The sequence below is a fragment of the Algibacter sp. TI.3.09 genome (genome assembly GCF_038154905.1).
Classification (GTDB): domain Bacteria; phylum Bacteroidota; class Bacteroidia; order Flavobacteriales; family Flavobacteriaceae; genus Algibacter.
The window spans coordinates 311,964-332,520 of record NZ_JBAKAN010000002.1 but is presented as its reverse complement, the minus strand read 5'-3'; the positions used below and the strand labels follow the sequence as shown (position 1 = coordinate 332,520).

Below are 20,557 nucleotides of genomic sequence, written 5' to 3'. Positions count from 1 at the left end.
TATTATGAAAGCACATACAAAAGAAACACAAGCGACATTAACGCCAGATAAAGCCATTGCATTTTTAAAAGAAGGAAATGAAAGATTTCAAGGGAATTTAAAAGCAAATAGAAACCTTCTAGAGCAAGTAAATGATACAAGTGAAGGGCAGTTCCCTTTTGCTACAATTTTAAGCTGTATTGATTCTAGAGTATCTGCAGAGTTAGTTTTCGATCAAGGTTTAGGTGATGTTTTTAGTGTGCGTATTGCTGGTAACTTTGTAAATGAAGATATTTTAGGTAGCATGGAATTTGCTTGTAAACTTGCCGGTACTAAATTAATTGTAGTATTAGGCCATACAAGTTGTGGTGCTATTAAAGGGGCTTGCGATCATGCAGAAATGGGTAACCTAACTAAGTTAATCGAAAAAATTACACCAGCTGTAAATGCAGTTACGGAGCCTAAAGAAGAAGATTTAAGAACTTCTAAAAATTTAGACTTTGTTGATAGTGTATCTAAAAAGAATGTTGAATTAACAATCGATAGAATTCACGCAGAAAGTCCAATACTTACCGAAATGGAAAAGAATGGAGAAATAAAAATTATTGGCGCTATGTATGATATCAATACAGGAGCAGTTAATTTTTATTAAAACTTTTAAGTATAAAAATACATGAAGAAGAAGTTGAATATGGCAGCATTAATTTTAGTATTAATGCTGCCTTTATTTTCTCAGGCTCAAGAGAGCGATTTAGGGAATTGGCTTATTTACATAGGTAACAAAAAACTAAATAGTAAATGGAACATTCACAACGAGGTACAATACAGAAACTATAACGCTGTTGGCGATTTAGAACAGTTGTTGTTACGTACTGGTTTGGGGTATAATATTAATGAGAAAAACAATGTTTTGTTAGGTTATGGATATATCCTATCGGAAAATTATGTTGGAGACACAGACGAAAAAGTATCGGTAAATGAGCATCGTATTTTTCAACAGTTTACTACAAAACAGAGTATTGGTAAGGTTGGTTTAAGCCATCGTTATCGTTTTGAACAACGTTTTGTAGAAGATGATTTTAAAATGCGTTTTCGCTATTTTTTAGGTATCAAAATACCACTTCAGTATAAGGAAGATGGTAGCAGTCCATTATACCTATCTGCTTACAACGAAATCTTTTTAAATACTGAATCTTCGGTGTTTGATAGAAATCGTGTCTATGGTGGTTTAGGCTATACCTTTTCTAAACAATTACGTTTAGAATTGGGGTATATGAATCAGTTTTTCGAAACCTCTGGTAGGGATCAAATTAATGTCATTGCTTTTGTTAATTTCTAATAAAATGTGAGTTTAATTTTTTAAATCGTTAAAAATTTAAGCTAACTTAGGGAAAAGTTTAAAATTAGTATATGAAGAATTTATTTTCAAATATAAAAGGCGATGCCTTTGGTGGAATTACCGCGGGAATTGTAGCACTGCCATTAGCTTTAGCTTTTGGAGTCTCTTCTGGTTTAGGGCCAGAAGCTGGATTATATGGTGCTATATTTATCAGTTTTTTTGCAGCATTATTTGGAGGTACTAGTACGCAAATTTCTGGTCCAACAGCACCAATGACAGCCGTAAGTATGGTTGTTATTGCAGGTATTGTAGCCGCGAATGATGGTAGTGTGGAAAAAGCACTACCTGCTATTTTAACCGTTTTTATGTTAGCTGGCTTAATGCAAGTTGGTCTAGGTCTTTTAGGTCTAGGAAAATATATTAGATATATTCCATATCCGGTAGTTTCAGGGTTTATGACGGCTATTGGTGTTATTATTCTATTAACACAAATTTTACCATCTATTGGGTATTATCCAAAGGAAGATGTTGAGTTTGTAGAACAATTTAAACCACTCGCAGAAGAGGTTATACTAGAAAATATTTTAAAAGAAGAAGCTGGCGAAGGTATCTTAGTTCTTGAAAACTTTAAAGAAACCATTAGTCAAGCAGCCAAAATCACGCCAGAACAAATATTAAATGAGTCTCAAACATTAGCAGCCAAAGAAGCTTCTGGAACTGTTGGAGCTCTTAAAGTATTGCCACGAGCATTACAAAATATTAATTGGCTAGAACTTGCTTTAGCACTTGCCACCATATTTATAATTTATGGGTTTAAGCGAATTACTAAAGCGGTACCAAGCACATTAGTGGCACTAGTTGTAGTATCAGGAATTGCTTATGGATTTAACTTAGGTTACCGTCCTATTTCTGAAATACCAGGAGGAATTCCTATTCCGCATCTAGAAATGTTCACCGGTTTCAGCCTTGGTAAAATTACGCCATACATATTTACAGCACTAACTTTAGCGCTTTTAGGAGCTATCGATTCACTTTTAACTAGTGTAGTTGCCGATAATATGACAAAAACCAAACACAAGCCAAATAAGGAATTAATTGGTCAGGGAATTGGTAATACTATCGCTTCTATTTTTGGAGGTATTCCAGGTGCAGGTGCAACCATTCGTACTGTTGTCAATATTAATGCAGGAGGAAAAACTAAACTTTCAGGAATGATTGCTGGTATTATGCTATTAGTAATTATGCTCGCTTTAGGGCCTGTAGCATCAAAAATTCCAGCAGCTGTTTTAGCAGGTATTTTAGTAACTGTTGGTATTGGAGTTATGGATTACAAAGGTTTAAAAGCCATTCCTAGCTTACCACGTGATATCAAAATCGGACCAATAAAACTAAGTTCAGAAGTGCTTATTATGCTTGTGGTTTTATTATTATCCACTTTTTGGGATTTAATTTATGCCGTAGGTATTGGTCTAATTATCGCATCTTTAATGTTCATGAAAAAAATTGGAGACTTAACAGCAGAGCGTTCTGATGTGAAGTCTTTAAAAGAAGAAACGTGGACAGACGAAGTTGGTTTTCCAGAAAATTTAAAAGAAGAAGTTTTTATTAAACATCTTAAAGGACCCTTGTTCTTTGGGTCTACAAGTGATTTTCAGGCATTGACATTGCAAATCCCAAATACTGCTAAAACCGTTATTTTAAGATTGGGTCGTATGCAATATATGGATCAGACGGGCTTGTATGCCATGGAAGATATGCTTCAAGAACTTAAAAAAAACAATGTTGAAGTGCTATTCGTGGGCTTATTAAAACAACCACGATACATGATGGAACGTATTGATATTATTCCAGATTTTATTCCTAATGAACATATTTTTAAAGATTTTAGATCTTGTTTACAATGGGTAAAGAATAATATAAAAGATAATGATTAAAAAGTTTTCGCTTTCGCTGAAATAAAGATGAAAAGTTATGAATTTAGATAGAGTTTTCGAAAATAACGAGGCTTGGATTAAGAAGCAGTTAGAAACTTCTGAAGATTATTTTGAAAATTTAGGCAAAGGACAAAATCCAGAATTACTTTACATTGGCTGTAGTGATAGCCGTGTAACAGCCGAAGATTTAATGGGTTTAGGCCCAGGGGAAGTGTTTGTACATAGAAATATTGCAAACATGATTTCGGGTAACGACTTAAACGCTATGAGTGTTGTAGAGTATGCTGTAATTCATTTAAAAGTAAATCATGTAGTTGTTTGTGGTCATTATGGTTGTGGCGGCGTAAAAGCGGCTTTACAATCTAAAGATTTAGGCTTACTAAATGGTTGGTTACGTAATATTCGCGATGTATATAGAATTCATAAATTAGAATTAAATAGCATTGAATGCGAAGAGCGAAAATACGATCGTTTAGTAGAGTTAAATGTAAAGGAACAGTGCGTTAACCTTATTAAAACAGCCGCAGTACAAAAAGCCTATAGAGATAGAGGTTTAAAAGTGCATGGTTGGGTGTTCGATGTACATACCGGAAAGCTAATTGACCTAAAAATTAATTTTGAAAAGTATTTACACGATATTATGGAGATTTATCATTTGGATTAAAATGATACATAATTTTTAATATCTGGTATATAAAAAAAGTCCCGATAGCGTTTAAATGCTATCGGGACTTTTTTAGTTTAAGTTCTATTTGTTAACCTCAATCCACTGGCCTTTTGTTCTTACTAAAAAGTCATTGTCATACATGGCTTCCGCTTGTACTCCATATAAATAGTAAGTTCCTAAGTAAGCGGCATTCAGCATTACATTAAATGTTTTCGTACTGTACTTTCCTTTTTCAGATAAATCGAAATAGAAATTTACGCGATCATCACGAATATCTGTAAATCTAGCTTGGCTCGTTGCACTACTGCCAAAAGCTGTAAATCTCGTATTTACAATTTCCCATCCCGATGGAAATATTTGAGTTAATGCAATATCATTAACGTTATAATCTTTTAAATTACTAACCTGTACTGTGGCAAGAAAATCTTGACCTTGTTGTAATTTAGAAACATCTATTTTATTGCCATCCAAATCTTTGTAAGCTACAGAAATACTTAAACCACGTTGCTCTGCGATCTCGTTACCTAGAGGTAATTTTCCGGAGTTTAAAACACGTACATAAACCAAATTGTCCTTTTGGTTGGTAAGGGTAATACTATTGGCTCCATTATTTACTTGTAATTCCCGTGAGGCAATTGCACTTTTAGTGGTTATGGTTTCTGTTTTACCATTAATAGAATAGCTTAAGCTTAATGCTTTTCCGCCATTAGCGTTTACCATTTTAGCCATTGCTAACAAACTAAAGGCTGAGGTTTGTGTACTCATCCAACGGTTGCTCGATAGATCTTTAGCAATGGTTTCTGCTAGATCACGCATTTTAGAATTTTTGGTAAGTACCATGGTTTCTAAAGCCATAGCACGATTTCTATCTACAGAGCCATAGGTGTAATAATTATTTTTTAAAGGTTTGAAGTTAATATTTGCCGATTGCGAAATATTATCACTCGCTTCCTTTTGCCCGGCTAAAGCATAAGCGGCTGCTAATCTCCATTTAGCTTCGTTAGATATTTCGCTAAACTCGCGTAAACGGTTCATGCTTGATAAGTCTGGACTTCCAGCTAAAGCTAAGGTGTATAAACGATAAGCTTGGGCTAAATCGGAATTATAACTGCGGTAACTTGGTCTCCAATCGCGAGCCGATTGTGTTTGGTATTTAATCCAGTTGCTTTTAAAAGTTAAGGGTAGAACAAAACCTTTCTTTTCTGCTTCTAGCATAAAATGCCCAGCGTAACTTGTTCCCCAGTCGTTAGCGGTATTTTCACCAATCCAATAACTTAGACCTCCACTTGGTCTTTGAAAATGTCCTAAGCGCTTAATTCCGTTTTCAATATTAGTTTGAATTTCTTTTTTCTTTTCAAAAGTAAGATCAAAAATATCTGCTAAAAATAATTGTGGAAATACGCTCGACGTTGTTTGTTCTACACAACCATGCGGATATTGGATAAGGTATTGTAATCGACGAGAAAAATCCATTGGAGGTAAGGTAGAAAACTCTAAAGTCGCTCCATTTGTTCCACTAACACCAAAGGTTGAAAAGTTTAAAGTTTCGCTAGCATTGGCCTCTAATGTTTTGTCTATGGTTTTAGATGTTATTGGGTTTGGGTTTACTACGTCTAACTCTACTTTATAGGTCGATTTTTCACCATTTCCAGTTGCAATAACTTCTACAGTATTTATACCTTTTGCTTTGCTAACATCGAGTTCAAAATACGTCATTTGTTCATCGGGTTTAGCAAAATTTAATACTTTCTTTTGTTCACCAACAACCGAAATACCATTACTTAATTTTAAACTAATGCTAACATTTTTTACTTTAGGTTCCATGGCAAAAACGGTAACCGGAAGCGTTACTTTTTCACCAGGACTCAATTTCCGCGGAAGCGTTGCCAAAACCATTAAAGGCTTTTTAACTTCTACAGATTTATCTGTACTTCCGTAAGCTTCATTTTTATTATCACCTGCAACAACCATAGTACGTACAGCGCCAATGTAATTTGGTAATTTTATACTGTGGGTTTTCTTTTCTCCAGCTTCTAGTTTAAAAGGGCCTAAATAAGTCACAACAGGTTTAAAACGGTTGGCTTTTTTGTTTTTTCCACCGGCAGCACTACCATCACCACCTATGGCAAAAACCTGATCGATACTACCTGAATAAGCACCGATAACATCATCAAACACATCCCATGTTTTTACACCCAAAGCTTCACGTTTGTAAAATTCGTTCCATGCATTTGGTGTTTTAAAACGCGTTAAATCTAGCAAGCCTTCTTCTACCATAGCAATGGTGTAAGTCATGGCTTTATTGTTTTTTTCTGAAATTTGAACGTCGAATTTCTGTTCCGGTTGAAGTGTATCTGGCATATTAAGTTGAGGTTCCAGTTTGGTTTCTGGATCTTCTACCATAATAGGAATGATTCCGTATAAACGAATTGGTAAATCGTTAGCCGAAATAGCATGCGGTTGTAAAAGTGATATGTTTACAAACACGTTTGGTGCCATGTCTGGAGTAATGCCAACATCTACAGTAGTTTCTCCTTTTTGAGTTTTCACCCATTTGGTGTCTAGAACTTCGGTGCCATTTTCAATACTTACTAAAGCACGACCTTCACTACCAGAAGCAAAAGTTAATTTCGCAGTTTCGCCAACATTATATTTTTCTTTATCGGCAGAGAAAATAAGCATTTTTGCAGCTTCTTTATTTGTCGATCCCGAGTTTTGCCACCAGTTTTTATAGAAATAAGCGGTTCGCCCTGTAGCATGACCACTTACCGGATCGGAAATTCTAATTAAATAGCGTCCGCGCTCGTTATTTGGGATTTTTAAGTTGAAAGTTCCTTTTCCTTTAGCATCCGTATTTATTTTTGAGGTAGAATATGGTTTATGGTAGCTACTAGAAACGTAACTTGATAAATCATCATAAGATGAATTCCACCACCAACGCCATTCTATTTTATAGACTTTAACCTCAAGGTTGTTTCGTTTTATTGGCTTGCCTTTCGCATCGACTACAACAATGTCAAAAGCTTGATTTTCGTCTGTAAAAAATGATCCATAAGCATTGCCTTTAGGTGAGCGTAAACCAACAAAAGACTCGTAAGGTGCGTATGGTTTTGTAAAAGCATCCATTGAGAAATCGCCGCCATTTTCGAAGGCGCGAACCAAAAATTGAGCATTAAGCATGCCTGGTGCATTTTTACCAATAGCGAGTTTGTTATTAATAGTCGCTAAGCCATTTTCGTCAACTTTACCATCAAAGATAATGGTTTCTTCTGTTTGAAAATTACGCGTAGGATCGTTAAACGTGTATTGTTTGTAGTTTTCGAAAGCGGTGTAAGCCATGCTAAACTTAGCTTTAATTTCTGTTTTTAAGTTTTTTCCAACGGCACCATGCAACCATTTTACATCTAAAGTTCCTTTTAAAGGCGTGTTGCTTGTTAGAATATCATCTTCAAATTCAACTTTAATTTTTAATCGGTTTGGTTTAACGGTTTCAATTTTTAATCCTTTGTAAAATGTTGCACCACCAACCGAAACTTTAGCATTGTATTGACCTGTTTTGTCTTCTTGCGCTGTTGGTACAGTAAATTTAAAAACATTATTTAAGTTATCTGTAGTGACATTTTTGTAAACCAATTTACCATTTGGGTCGGTAATTTCTAACTTTACAGGGTGACCACTTGGTAATTTGTTAGCGTTATCATTAAGCATAAAAGTTAAATGCAAAGTATCGCCAGGGCGCCATACACCACGCTCTCCATAAATGTAACCTTTAAGCCCACGTTGTAAGCGATTTCCCGAAACATCAAACTTACTTAAGGATAATGAGTTTCCGTCATGAAGCTTTATGTAGGTTGTGTTTTTTCCTTTTGAAATAATAGCAAAAGCTGCTTTTTTATCAGAATCTATTAAAGTTAATCCGGTTTCATCGGTATTTCTACTTGCTAATTCTTGTTGCTGGAAATTGTAAATAGTAACCTTAGCGTTAGCTTCTGGCTCTGTATTTAAAATATTAGTTACTGCAAAATAATAAGAATTGTTTGCGCCTTGTTTTGCTATAACACCAAGGTTTGAGGCTAATAAGTTTTGTGATATAATTTTGTTTTCGTTGTAGTAAGCATCATGGCAAGGGTTGTTTTCTTCACGCCAGTTGTAGTTGTAATCTCTGTAGCGGTATGTGAGGTTATCCCAGTAGGCTTCCTCGCGTAATTCTTCGTCTTCAGAATCTATTTCAGCATAATTACCTTCATAATATTCTTCGTCTTCGTAATAATCATCGTAGCCATCATCTTCAGAGTTTGAAGTACCAGGGTTAGCTTCGCAATCGTAAAGCGAATAGCTTTTTTCATAACTTAATTCAATGCGATAAATAGCTCCGGGATCGGCTTCAAAATAGTGTGATAAATCGATACTGTAAGCTTTCCATTTACCTGTATTTTCGGCTGCAGATTGCAGTTGTATAGTTTTTTTAGCAATACGTCTACCAACCTTTTTTATATCGTATTTATTGTTTGTGTTTAAGTTGTTATCTTGAAGAAGTTGAAGCACATTGTCTTCAAAAATCTTGATAACACGCACATCTACGGCGCTTAAGTTTACGGCTTCAAAATTGAATTTTAATTCTTCGGAATTAGGTAAAATAGTACCACTATTAATTAAGCGAACTTGAGGTTTTAGTTCTTCGAAAGCGATGGTTTCAGAAAAGGTTTTTTTCAATTTGTAACCATCTGTATTTTTAATACCTTGAAAAACATCAACCTGAATGTTGCCCACTAATTTGCTAGAAGGATATACTTTTAAAACATTACCGTCTACAATATATTTAGGATTTTTACTTTTTTGAATGGTTACTAAACCATCAAAGTTTTGTTGTTTTTGTAAAGGATCGGAAAAATTGATAGATAGGTGTTGTTCTGGCGATTGAATAACATCAACTTCTACAATAGTAAAATTATTTACCCCAGGAATAGCGATGGTGTTTTCACCTTCATTACTAGCTTTTATTGCATTTCCATTCCATTTTACAAGAATGTTATCATCTTCAATTTTTCGGTTTATACTATCAATTTTAAATTCGAAATATTTTGCAGTTAAGCTAGCTTCATTAAAAACAACATTTAGTTTTTTGCCGTTTTGCGAAGCTTCAACTAAAGTTTTAGCATCTTTAATTGTAATCATATCGGCCGATTTTATTACGCCTTCAAGATATTGCCATTTTTTGCTGTAGGATTGTAAATTATTAGTTTCAATATTAAAATTTGGTGTTATAGTTTTAAACTGAAAGGTGTAATCTTTATAGCCTGCTGGCATATTTTTGTAAATATTGCCAAGTTTTACGGTAACTGTATATTCTGTGTCTGGATCTAAATGTTCGTCGGGAGTAAATAGTAAAGTATGGTTGTTGCCAACGGTAAGTTTGCCTTCAACATGCGGTTTTATGGTTACAATATTGTCTGTAATTTCCTGATTCATTTCCCATCCCTCCACAGGTTTGGTTAAATTAATTTGAATAGGACTGGCTACCGAAGTTCTGCCCGATGTGGTGTAACTGATATAGTCTCTAAATTTGAAAATATTATCGGTTTCTACCACTTTCTTTTTACATGAAGCAATAATAGTAACAAATACGGCAAAGGTTAAAAGCTTTTTGAAAGACATAAATAGATGTGTTAAATGAAAATGAACGTGCTTTTGGGAGGGTAACAGGAGGGCCTGTTTATAAGATTACGTTCGTTTTTTAATATTTAGGTTTTTGGGTTCTGTTAAATTGTTCATAAAGTTAAAGGTTTTTGATGATTTTGCTTGGTTTTTATAACGAAAAAAGAAAGATTATTCTTAATTGAATTCGATAGTGAATATCAATAAATACGGCTTTTTATTAGTATATTCGTAAAAGAAATTAAATAAAAACTACAAATCCGTAATTCATGGAATCTATAGCAAGTAAATTTGGAATACACGACGCGCTAAAAACTTTAGGCGTTCAAAATATAAATGAAGGTACATCAACAGGTTCAAACCAATTTTCGCACGATGATGATGGTGTTGTTATTGAAAGTTTTTCTCCTGTAGATGGGCAATTAATTGGCAAAGTTAAAACAACTTCTCAAGCCGATTTTGATGTGGTAATGCAAACTGCAACTACTGCTTTTAAAACGTGGCGTACAATGCCAGCGCCACAGCGTGGAGAGATTGTGCGTCAGTTTGGTGATAAATTAAGAGAGAAAAAGGAGGCTTTAGGTAAACTTGTTTCTTATGAAATGGGAAAGAGTTATCAAGAAGGTCTTGGAGAGGTTCAAGAAATGATAGATATCTGCGATTTTGCAGTAGGTTTATCTAGACAGCTTCATGGTTTAACCATGCATTCTGAGCGTCCTGGGCACCGTATGTACGAGCAATATCATGCTTTAGGTGTGGTTGGTATTATTTCGGCTTTTAATTTTCCGGTAGCTGTTTGGGCATGGAATACGGCTTTAGCATGGATTTGCGGCGATGTTTGTGTTTGGAAACCAAGCGAAAAAACACCGCTTTGTGGTATAGCTTGCCAAAATATAGCAGCCGAAGTTTTTGCTGAAAATAATTTACCAGAAGGTATTTCTTGCTTAATAAATGGCGATTATAAGGTTGGTGAATTTATGACGAAAGACAAAAGAATTCCATTAATTTCTGCAACGGGTTCTACACGTATGGGGAAGATTGTAGCTCAGGAAGTTGCAGGCCGTTTAGGTAAAACTTTATTAGAGCTTGGAGGTAATAATGCTATAATTGTAACGCCAGATGCCGATATAAAAATGACGGTTATTGGTGCTGTTTTTGGCGCAGTTGGTACTTGTGGACAACGCTGTACATCAACGAGAAGGTTAATAATTCATGAGGATATTTATGATAAAGTAAAAACAGCTATTGTAGATGCTTATAAGCAATTACGTATTGGAAATCCTTTAGACGAAAATAACCATGTTGGGCCGTTAATTGATACCGACGCCGTAAATATGTATAACAATGCATTAGAGAAAGTAGTGGAAGAAGGCGGTGAGATTATAGTTGAAGGTGGCGTACTCTCTGGTGTAGGTTTTGAAAGTGGTTGTTATGTAAAACCAGCTATTGCAGAAGCTAAACCTAATTTTAAAATTGTACAACACGAAACATTTGCTCCAGTTTTATATTTATTGAAATACTCGGGAGATGTTGAAAATGCTATTGATATTCAGAATGAAGTTGCTCAAGGATTATCGTCAGCTATTATGACAAATAATTTAAGAGAAGCCGAGCGTTTCTTATCCGTTCAAGGATCAGATTGTGGAATTGCTAATGTAAATATTGGAACTTCGGGTGCTGAAATTGGTGGTGCTTTTGGAGGTGAAAAAGATACAGGCGGTGGCCGTGAATCTGGATCTGATGCTTGGAAAGTATATATGAGAAGGCAGACCAATACTATAAATTATACTACAGAATTACCGTTATCTCAAGGTATCAAATTTGAGTTGTAGTATTTAAAATATTTAATTTGTTTTAAAGTCACATTTCTACAAATGTGACTTTTTTTGTTTTATTGTTTCTAAATGTATGAGCTAAAGTGTTATATTGTAAACACTTATATTTTTCTAACCAAAAAACAAAATCTAATGAGTAAAAAAACATCCTATCTTTTAGGGATTGTACTCACTATTATTCTCGGTACTATTTTGTATTATTTTTTATGTTGTAGTGTATGCTGCAATGCAGAAAAGGGTGCGAATAACCAAGACGAGGCTAAGAGTGTTGTAAGTCCGAAAATTAAAGAAATTACCAAAAATGCATTTTTAATTAACGATGCTAATGGCGATTTTAATTTGAAGCTGAATGATAATTTTAATTTCAAAACATCAAATTTTTCAATAGAAGAACCTGTTTCTAAAGATATTGAAAATGGTGTTTTAAAGCTTAAGGACTATCTTATTGAAAACCCGTTAAAAAATATTAATATAACTGGGTTATACAGAAGTGATGAAACTAATAATTCTGCATATCCAAACCTTGGATTGGCAAGGGCAAACTCCGTTAAAAACTACTTCGTATTGCATGGAGTTTCTTCAAAACAAATTGATACCAACGGAAAATTAAATGATACGATTAATCCAGATGAAAACAGTACGCTATTTGGTCCTGTGTCATTCAATATGTTAACAGCAGATGCGTCTGATGCATCTTCTATGGAAGCCTTAAAAACCGCATGTGATGCTATTAAAGAGAATCCGTTAGTATTACATTTTAAAACAGGTCAAGCATCGATTAATTTAACGGCAGAGCAACGCCAAAAAATAGCCGATATCTCTCATTGTGTAGATAAGTTAGGAGTTAAAATGCAAGTTATTGGGCATACCGATAATACAGGCGATGCAGCAAGAAATATTGTTCTTGGTCAGGAACGTGCAGATTTTGCAAAAGTATATTTAACCCAAAACGGGATTTTAGATAGCAATATTGAAACATCGTCTCAAGGACCAAAAGTTCCTGTTGCAGATAATGCTACGGAAGAAGGTAGAGCAGAAAACAGAAGAACAGTAATTACAATTAACTAAAAACTTAAAAATATAAAATTATGAATTGGTGTATATTAATCCCATTATTAGTCGGTGCTATTTGTGCAATATTAGGTTACTTATTAGGTAAACTTTTAGGTGGTGGAAACCACAACGAGTGTGAAGATAGAATAGGAGCATTGCAAGCAGAGCTAGATGCTTGTAGATTAAGTAAGGTTTCTTTAGAAAGTGATTTGAGTGCAACTAAAGCAGCCTTAACAACATCTGTTGCGGCAGAAGCTTCAGTAAAATCTTCTTTAGAGTTAACTAAATCATCATTAGCCGCATCTTTATCAGCAGCAACTGCGGTACCTGTTGTTTTAAGTGTGTTCGATGGCGCAGCTGCAAAAGCTGTTTTTGGTAAAAAAATAAAAGAAGATGATTTAACGGTTGTTGAAGGTATTGGGCCTAAAATTCAAGGTTTATTTCATGATCATGATGTTAAAACATGGAAAGCATTATCTGAATGTTCTATAGAAAAATGTCAAGCTGTTTTAGATTCTGGAGGAGAACGTTATAAAATCCATAAACCAGGCACCTGGCCAAAACAAGCGCAGTTAGCTTATGAAGGCAAATGGGAAGAGCTTTCAAAATGGCAAGACCAGCTAGATGGCGGGAAATAAAACTCGAAATTTATCATAAAAACAAAAACCGCTTCTGTTAACGAAGCGGTTTTTTTGTTTTTAATTATGTGCTATTTGCAATTGTATTATTTGGTCTTTAGTTGTTTTGTAGATATATTCATTTTAATATACAAAAACCTAAAAGGTAAACGTTATTCTATGTATTTTGCTTAAGGTATGTTAAACCTTTTTAATTTGTTGAAGTCAAATTAGTTATAAGTTTGTTTCTTCATATTTTAGATTAATAAATAAAATTGAATTTTATGAAAAGTAATCATATTCAGCATTTGTATTGGCGTGTTGGTTTTGGTATTCTGCCAAATGAACTCGAAAAGTTTTCTAAAAAAAGTAAAAAAAAGATTGTTGATGGCATTATTGAAACATCGCAAAAAGTAACGCCATTAAAAGTTGATACAGCCGAACTCGATGAATTATTGAGTGGTACTTATGAGAAGACAAAAGAAAATATTAAAAAATTCCAGAAGCTAAGTCGAGAAAAAACAAAGGAGTTAAACATTGCATGGATAGATCGATTAGCAAATTCTAATCAAATACTTCGTGAAAAAATGACCCTCTTTTGGGCGAATCATTTTGTGTGTGAAGATAATAATTACGTTTACACGCAAAACTTCCATAACCGACTTCGTGAATATGCGCTGGGTAATTTTAAAGATTTTGTAAAGGCCATTTCAAAAGAAGCTGCCATGACTAAATACTTAAATACCAAGCAAAACAAAAAACAAAAGCCTAACGAGAATTTTGCTCGTGAACTTATGGAACTGTTTACTTTAGGTGTTGGTAATTATACCGAAAATGATATTAAAGAAAGTGCGAAAGCGTTTACGGGTTATAGCCATAATTTAAAAGGTGAATTTGTTTTTAAAAAACGTGTTCATGATGAAACTGATAAAATATTTTTTGGTAAAACAGGAAATTTTGACGGTGATGATATTGTAGATTTAATCCTTGAAAAAAGGGAATGTGCAACTTTTATTTGTACTAAAATTTATAGCTACTTTGTTAACGATACTATTAACGAACAGCATGTAAACGAAATGGCCAATATGTTTTATAAAGATTACAACATCGAAAACCTAATGCGTTATATGATGCTTGCCGATTGGTTTTATGATGATGAAAATATGGGAACCAAAATTAAATCGCCCATAGAACTTTTGGTTGGTTTAAAAACGGTAGTTCCTGTCGATTTTAAATCATCTAAACAGCTTTTTAATCTTCAGAAATTATTAGGGCAAATACTTTTAAACCCACCCAATGTAGCGGGTTGGAAAGGTGGCCGATCTTGGATAGATTCTAACACCATTACACTGCGGTTAAAACTACCGTCAATTATTTTAAATAACGCTTATATTTCTAAGGTTAAAGCAAGTAAAACCGATGAGTCTATACTTAAAAGTAAGCAAGCTTTTAAAAAGAAGTATGGACAACGTTTTAAAACCGAAACTAATTGGGCTGTTTTCGATACACATTTCAGTGATGTGGCTATAACCGATTTAGATAAGTGTTTGCTGGCTTGTACTATTAGCAATCAAGCAAGCACGTATCTAAACTCGCTAAGTAAAGTCTCAAAGCAGGAGTACTGTATTCAACTTATGTCGTTACCCGAATATCAAATGTGTTAATCATGGATAGAAGAAAATTTTTAAAACAATCGTCGCTGGCTAGTAGTCTGTTTTTTGTGCCAAGTTTTGTAAAAGCATTCGAGCAAGTTGCTCAAAGTCAGTTAGGGTATAAGCGCTTAGTTATTATTCAGCTTTCGGGAGGTAACGATGGGTTAAATACTGTAATTCCGTATCAAAATGATTTGTATTATAAAGCGCGCCCAAGTTTAGGAATAAAAAAGAGTGAGGTTTTAAAATTAAATGATGAGGTAGGTTTACACAAAAGTTTAAAACCCTTAAAACATCTTTACGATAATGGTAATTTGTGTGTTATAAACAATGTTGGGTATCCAAACCCCATTCGTTCGCATTTTAGATCTATGGATATTTGGCAAACGGCTACCGATTCTGATAAATACTCACAAAGTGGTTGGCTTGGTCGCTATCTAGATCAATATGGTAAACACCCATACAGCGCTATTGAAATAAACGATAGTTTATCGCTAGCCATGAAAGGAGAGCAGATGAATGCTATTGCGACTCAAGATGCTAAAACACTTTATAATTTATCTAAAGATCCTTATTTTAAAAACGTTATTAAACATCAAGATGACGCCCATTTAAGCGAGCATAATTTGGGGTATTTATATAAATCTATGATTTCGGCAGAATCTTCTGCGAAGTATATTTATGAAACGAGTAAAACCTTTTCTTCTAAAACAGATTATCCACAAAATTATTTTGCAAAACAATTAAAAACAACGGCACAGTTTATTAATTCTGGGCTCGATACCAAAGTGTTTTATAGTGCTCTGGGAGGTTTTGATACGCATGTAAACCAGTTGGGTGCACAAAATAGATTGTTAAATATTTATGCTGAAAGTATTGAAGCTTTTGTAAACGATTTAAAAACTAATAATACCTTTAACGACACGTTAATTTTAACCTTTTCGGAATTTGGCCGACGTGTAAAACAAAATGCAAATGTGGGTACCGACCACGGTACATCTAACAATGTTTTTATTATTGGTGGCCAATTAAAAAAGCAAGGTTTGTATAATGATATGGCAAGTTTAAGTGATTTGGATACTAATGGTGATCTTAAATTTGAAATCGATTTCCGTACCATTTATGCTACCGTTTTAAACAAATGGCTCGATGTTAATGATGAAAAGATACTTAACAAATCGTTTAATCAATTAGGTTTTATTTAGTTTGTTGCTACTTGTTTTAATTCTGAAGGTGCTTTGGTTTTTATTGGGTTTTTCACTTTAAAATACCGATTTTTGGTAGCTTAAATTCAAAATCTCCTTTATGTTTAACAGAAGGCATCTCAATGATAACGAGGTAAAATTTATCGCGAAACAAGTTTCTAGTTCTAAAAATTTGATACTGAGTGCTTTTGTAGTACTTGCTATTGTGGTTGCAGGGCTTGCTGTGGTGTTTTATGCTGAGTTCGATGAATTTAACTTCGGAATTAATTTAATGTTTGGCATTTTAATTATTCTGTTATATTTTCTTAGCTGGTACATTAAAGGATATAGTAAGCATAAAGTAAAGCCTGAAGTTTATAGAATGCGTGGCGTTTATAACCGTATTTATATACAACATGGAAAAAATGGGAGATATCAGGATGCTTTTAATGAGCACTTTGTTAAAATACCTTGGCATTGGCGTAAATATTTAAAGTCTCTTAAAGAACCCGTAGATTTTGAATATATATTGAGAGATGATGCAGTTGGTATAAGCGAAGGCGCTATGATGTATGTGGTTTCGGTTAATGATGAGCTCTCGCTAGATTACGAGATAGAACATGGGCTTAGTAAGGCCAAACCTATTTCTTTTATAAATATTGTTAGTCTTCTTTTAGTTTTACCGGTTGTTTTAATTTTATGTGTTGGAAATGGTTTAAGTGATGCCTTGCGAGTTAATGAGTTGTTTAAAACGGAAGATAACCCTGTAGTTATTAATTCTGTAAACGATTTAACAGCGTTAACCAAAGCAGATTATGTAGAACTTAAAGATGTTTGGGTGTATCAATTTAAACGTCCGTTTGATTATTCTGGTAACTATGCTGTAATTTCTAAAGCTGAGAGAGATCGAATTTACTACCATCCGGATGCTAATGCGAGTTATCGCTATTATTTTTCGCCTAGAATGATAGAGAAACCAAATAGAGAAGCTTATGAAAAAAACTTGAAAGAGAGCCCTTTGTATAATAAAGGGATGTTTAAAAACATGAATGATGAGCTTTGGAAAAAGGGTGTAGATAAGGCTTTTGATAGAGCTTTAAACGAATATCAAAATCGTTTTGCAAAGGCACAGCGTTTGGAAAATATTTTAGAAGAATTAAAACCAAGAGAAATTCTTTTAAAACTAAGTGATAATTGTATAAATGTCTCAAAAGATCAGGGTTACACTATTAAAAAAGGCTTGGTGGAGCCAATCACTGTTTTTGGGTTTTATAACCCTAAAAGCGAAAGGTTAATTAGTTTTGAGGAGCAAGAAAGACGTAAAGGGCAACTTAAGGGAAATCTTACTCCGGTATTTTTTAGTTTTATAGTTTTATTTATGGCTTTACTAGCTATTGTTAAACTTATTAGGAATACTTTATTAAAAAGAAAACTTGTAGATGCACAGCTTAATATTAATACAGGCGACCCTAGATTAAATAAAAGAAACTAATAAAAACCAACCTCATCAGATGGTTTTGCGTTAGGGATAGAACGGCCTGTTTAAGCTCTTTTTGTGTGGTTGCACCTATGCAACACAAAAAAGCGAGTAGTGATAGCCCGACCCTTTTCGGGTAACGCCCAAATGCTGTTTTAATCTAACTTATCGGTTAATTTTTTAAATACTTTTTTAGGGTTTTTGTTTTCGTATAATATCTCGTAAACAGCATTTATTATAGGTAATTGCGTCTTTTTTGCGTTTTTAGAGTTTAGTAAATGTGCAGATTTTGTGGCGTAATAACCTTCGGCTACCATGCTCATTTCCATTTGTGCAGATTTTACGGTGTAACCCTTGCCAATCATGTTACCAAACATGCGGTTTCGAGAAAACACGGAGTAGCCGGTTACCAATAAATCGCCTAAATAGGCCGAGTTGTTGATGTTACGTTTCATTTTATGCATTTTTTTAATAAAACGTTTCATTTCGCGAATGGAATTACTCATAAGTACACTCTGGAAATTGTCGCCGTAACCCAATCCGTGTGCAATTCCGGCTGCTATGGCGTAAATGTTTTTAAGCATCACGGCATATTCTACTCCAATAATATCGTCGGTAATTTTTGTTTTTATGTAATCGGAAGATAAATTATCGGCAATTTGTTTGGCCTTAACCTGATCGGAACACGAAATAGTTAAGTAAGAAAGGCGCTCTAAAGCAACCTCCTCGGCATGGCATGGACCAGCAATTACGGCTATATTATCGTAGGGTACATTGTAGGTGTCGTGAAAATGCTGGCCTACTAATAACCCTGTTTCTGGCATAATACCTTTTACTGCAGATACTATGGTTTTGTTTTCTATGTTTACGTTGAGTTTTTCTAACTCACTGTGTATGAATGCAGAAGGGATTACAAAAATAAGCACATCGGCATATTCTGCAATCTCGTTTATATCGTTACTTAGTTTTAATTGGTCTAGATGAAACTCTACGGAGCTTAAGTAATTTGGATTGTGTTGCTCGCGTATTAGGTGTTCTTTTGTGTAAACACTGCGCATATACCAGCCAATTTCGTCAAGATTTTCACTAAGCATTTTTACAATAGCTGTAGCCCAACTTCCTGCACCAAAAACCGCGTATTTTAAAGGTTTATCCATGAGATCTAATCAATTTTATATATCAAAAATACGGAAAATTTTAGTCTTATATGGAACGATTTTGCAGAATGAAATTATTTTTTGGCACGCGTTTTGAAACCTACTCTATAGAAACACTAAAAATGCTTGTTTTTCAATAGAATAGAAAGCAGCCATTTTTACTTAAATATTACAACATGAAAACTATAAAATTACTTTCGAGCTTTGCTCTAATTGCGACACTGTTTACGTCTTGCTATACCGAGGTTATAGTAGACGATTATATTGAAGAACCAACCATATCGGTAAATCAATTATTAAATTCTTACGAGTTGTGGTATGTAGATATTAACGCCACTAAGGGTTTTGGTGAAACACCATTTTTACAAAAAGCATTTACAATATCGTTTAAAAATGGCGTAATGTATGCTAATAACAATATTGTTGGTTTAGGCGATACCGGAAACGGATATGGTATAGATGTGGCTACTTATAATGCTTACGATTTAATTTTAGACGTAAATCATGATGTTGATGGTTTTGAAACTTTTGATGTGTATAGAGTAGATAATAATACCATTGAATTGTATAACCCAAATAATGATACCTCTTACTTTTTAGATGGTTACCAACGTAATACTTTTGATTACGACTTCGTGTTTTATGATAATATCCATTATTTTTTACAAGAGTATGATGCTTGGGAAAAAGTTTACACTAGTAACTACGGAGCGTTAAATGATTTTGATAACGAAAACTACTTACAGTTTTTAGCTGGAGGAAACGATTCGGAGTTTAAAAGCTCTAAAGATAATACTGGTAAAAACGTAAATAATTTGTTTTGGGATTACACTGGGCTTTATGCCGTAGGAGATTTTAATAACGATATGTATTTAAAAAGCTTAACCTTAGATTACGATTATTTTAGTAATGAACAGTTTGAGTTAAGTGTTATTAGCGATGGAAAAATAGAATTGTATCACGCCGCATCTGGAACCAAATACGAGTTTGTAGGTAGAGGATATATACAATATTTAAAATCTGAAAACTCTAAAGTAAAAGCAACCAATACAACGGAAGATAAAATGCGTAAGTTTAAAAAAGAACGCGTTGAAAACCCAAGAGAAAGCAGTAGAATATAAAATAATTAAATTAGGTTAGTTAATTTAAAGTCGCTTAAAACCAGTATTTTAAGTGGCTTTTTTTGTGCTTGTATGTTTTTTATCTATTTTTTTTAAATAAATATGTGACCCTTCGGAAGATTTAGTGTCTTAATTATAGAAGCTATTTAATAATTGATTAAATTGCTTTCAAACCAAAATTAACTCTAAAAAAACAAACTAAACATGGGATTATTTTCTTTTATAAAAAACGCAGGTGCCAAAGTATTTGGAATTGGAAAAACAGATGCTGAAGAAGCAGCTGAAGTAGCAAAAGAGGCTACAGCAGCAGAACTTAAATTAGAAGAAGCTGCAGCTAGAAATTTAGAAGAAACAGTTTCGAGCTTACAATTAAAAGTTGAAAACTTAAATATATTTATTGATGATGATTCCGCTACCATTACTGGTGAGGCTTACGATCAAGCTACTAAAGAAAAAGTAATTTTAGTAGTTGGAAACTCTAATGGTATTGCTACTGTAGACGACCAAATGACGGTTGAAAACGTAGAGCCAGAAGCACAGTTCCATACCGTAGCGAGCGGAGACACATTAGGAAAAATTGCAAAAAATTATTACGGAAATGCTATGAAGTACCCGGTTATTTTTGAAGCCAATAAGCCTATGCTTACTGACCCAGATAAAATATATCCTGGACAAGTATTACGTATACCTGCCTTAGACTAAAAATTACCTACGAAATTTATGTTATAAGTTAAAAGCCAACCTGAACAGGGTTGGCTTTTTAATTTTAAATACTTCTTAAAAATTAGTTATTGTTTTGAGGTTTAAAGTCTTTTTGGTTTTAAAAGAAAACCTTAACCCAGTCGCTACATTTTATAGAACTTTATTACATTCGCTTTTATATTTTT

Annotated in this window: 15 protein-coding genes; 12 read left to right on the top strand and 3 right to left on the bottom strand. The window is 33.9% G+C overall.

What is annotated here, in order from left to right:
* The first annotated feature begins 4 nt into the window (after window positions 1–4).
* Entirely contained in the window at window positions 5–631 is a 627-nt protein-coding gene (locus V6246_RS09180) for a carbonic anhydrase family protein (protein ID WP_341560113.1), read from the top strand.
* A 5-nt stretch (window positions 632–636) separates the two neighbouring features.
* Here V6246_RS09180 and V6246_RS09175 read toward each other — a convergent pair whose 3' ends face one another.
* Window positions 637–684 carry a hypothetical protein gene (locus tag V6246_RS09175; RefSeq protein ID WP_227805568.1) on the bottom strand — a complete coding sequence of 16 codons (48 nt, stop codon included), beginning with the start codon at window positions 682–684 and terminating at the stop codon, window positions 637–639.
* On the opposite strand from V6246_RS09175, the gene V6246_RS09170 reads away from it, so the two are divergent.
* From V6246_RS09170 to V6246_RS09160, 3 genes are all read left to right on the top strand, one after another.
* On the top strand, window positions 671–1,318 hold the full coding sequence (locus V6246_RS09170) for a DUF2490 domain-containing protein (RefSeq protein WP_341560708.1): 648 nt from the start codon (window positions 671–673) through the stop codon (window positions 1,316–1,318). The genes V6246_RS09175 and V6246_RS09170 overlap by 14 nt on opposite strands.
* Before the next feature lie 71 nt (window positions 1,319–1,389).
* Window positions 1,390–3,252 (top strand): SulP family inorganic anion transporter, encoded by a 1,863-nt coding sequence (locus V6246_RS09165; RefSeq protein WP_341560112.1) that lies wholly within the window; start codon window positions 1,390–1,392, stop codon window positions 3,250–3,252.
* A 37-nt stretch (window positions 3,253–3,289) separates the two neighbouring features.
* The gene (locus V6246_RS09160) at window positions 3,290–3,916 is read left to right on the top strand and encodes a carbonic anhydrase (RefSeq protein WP_341560111.1); all 627 of its coding nucleotides are present in this window, start codon (window positions 3,290–3,292) and stop codon (window positions 3,914–3,916) included.
* A gap of 84 nt (window positions 3,917–4,000) precedes the next feature.
* Here V6246_RS09160 and V6246_RS09155 read toward each other — a convergent pair whose 3' ends face one another.
* Window positions 4,001–9,574 (bottom strand): alpha-2-macroglobulin family protein, encoded by a 5,574-nt coding sequence (locus V6246_RS09155; RefSeq protein ID WP_341560110.1) that lies wholly within the window; start codon window positions 9,572–9,574, stop codon window positions 4,001–4,003.
* Between the two features lie 269 nt (window positions 9,575–9,843).
* Here V6246_RS09155 and amaB point away from each other — a divergent pair, with 269 nt between their 5' ends.
* The 6 genes from amaB to V6246_RS09125 all read left to right on the top strand — a co-directional run bounded on the left by amaB (window position 9,844) and on the right by V6246_RS09125 (window position 17,407).
* Window positions 9,844–11,406, top strand: coding sequence for an L-piperidine-6-carboxylate dehydrogenase (gene amaB / locus V6246_RS09150; RefSeq protein WP_341560109.1), 1,563 nt, complete (start codon window positions 9,844–9,846; stop codon window positions 11,404–11,406).
* Window positions 11,407–11,541: 135 nt separating this feature from the next.
* The gene (locus V6246_RS09145) at window positions 11,542–12,477 is read left to right on the top strand and encodes an OmpA family protein (RefSeq protein WP_341560108.1); all 936 of its coding nucleotides are present in this window, start codon (window positions 11,542–11,544) and stop codon (window positions 12,475–12,477) included.
* A gap of 20 nt (window positions 12,478–12,497) precedes the next feature.
* Complete coding sequence (locus V6246_RS09140; RefSeq protein WP_341560107.1) at window positions 12,498–13,100, top strand: hypothetical protein; 603 nt, start codon at window positions 12,498–12,500, stop codon at window positions 13,098–13,100.
* Between the two features lie 263 nt (window positions 13,101–13,363).
* The gene (locus tag V6246_RS09135) at window positions 13,364–14,743 is read left to right on the top strand and encodes a DUF1800 domain-containing protein (protein ID WP_341560106.1); all 1,380 of its coding nucleotides are present in this window, start codon (window positions 13,364–13,366) and stop codon (window positions 14,741–14,743) included.
* Window positions 14,744–14,745: 2 nt separating this feature from the next.
* Complete coding sequence (locus tag V6246_RS09130; RefSeq protein WP_341560105.1) at window positions 14,746–15,936, top strand: DUF1501 domain-containing protein; 1,191 nt, start codon at window positions 14,746–14,748, stop codon at window positions 15,934–15,936.
* Window positions 15,937–16,036: 100 nt separating this feature from the next.
* A complete protein-coding gene (locus V6246_RS09125) occupies window positions 16,037–17,407 on the top strand; it encodes a hypothetical protein (protein WP_341560104.1) in 1,371 nt (456 codons plus the stop codon).
* A 140-nt stretch (window positions 17,408–17,547) separates the two neighbouring features.
* Here V6246_RS09125 and V6246_RS09120 read toward each other — a convergent pair whose 3' ends face one another.
* A complete protein-coding gene (locus tag V6246_RS09120) occupies window positions 17,548–18,549 on the bottom strand; it encodes an NAD(P)H-dependent glycerol-3-phosphate dehydrogenase (protein ID WP_074936793.1) in 1,002 nt (333 codons plus the stop codon).
* Between the two features lie 176 nt (window positions 18,550–18,725).
* Here V6246_RS09120 and V6246_RS09115 point away from each other — a divergent pair, with 176 nt between their 5' ends.
* Together V6246_RS09115 and lysM are read left to right on the top strand one after the other, a co-directional pair.
* Window positions 18,726–19,670, top strand: coding sequence for a nicotinic acid mononucleotide adenyltransferase (locus V6246_RS09115; protein ID WP_341560103.1), 945 nt, complete (start codon window positions 18,726–18,728; stop codon window positions 19,668–19,670).
* Between the two features lie 204 nt (window positions 19,671–19,874).
* Window positions 19,875–20,372, top strand: a complete 498-nt coding sequence (lysM, locus tag V6246_RS09110) for a peptidoglycan-binding protein LysM (protein ID WP_159018618.1) — start codon at window positions 19,875–19,877, stop codon at window positions 20,370–20,372.
* Window positions 20,373–20,557: the final 185 nt, after the last annotated feature.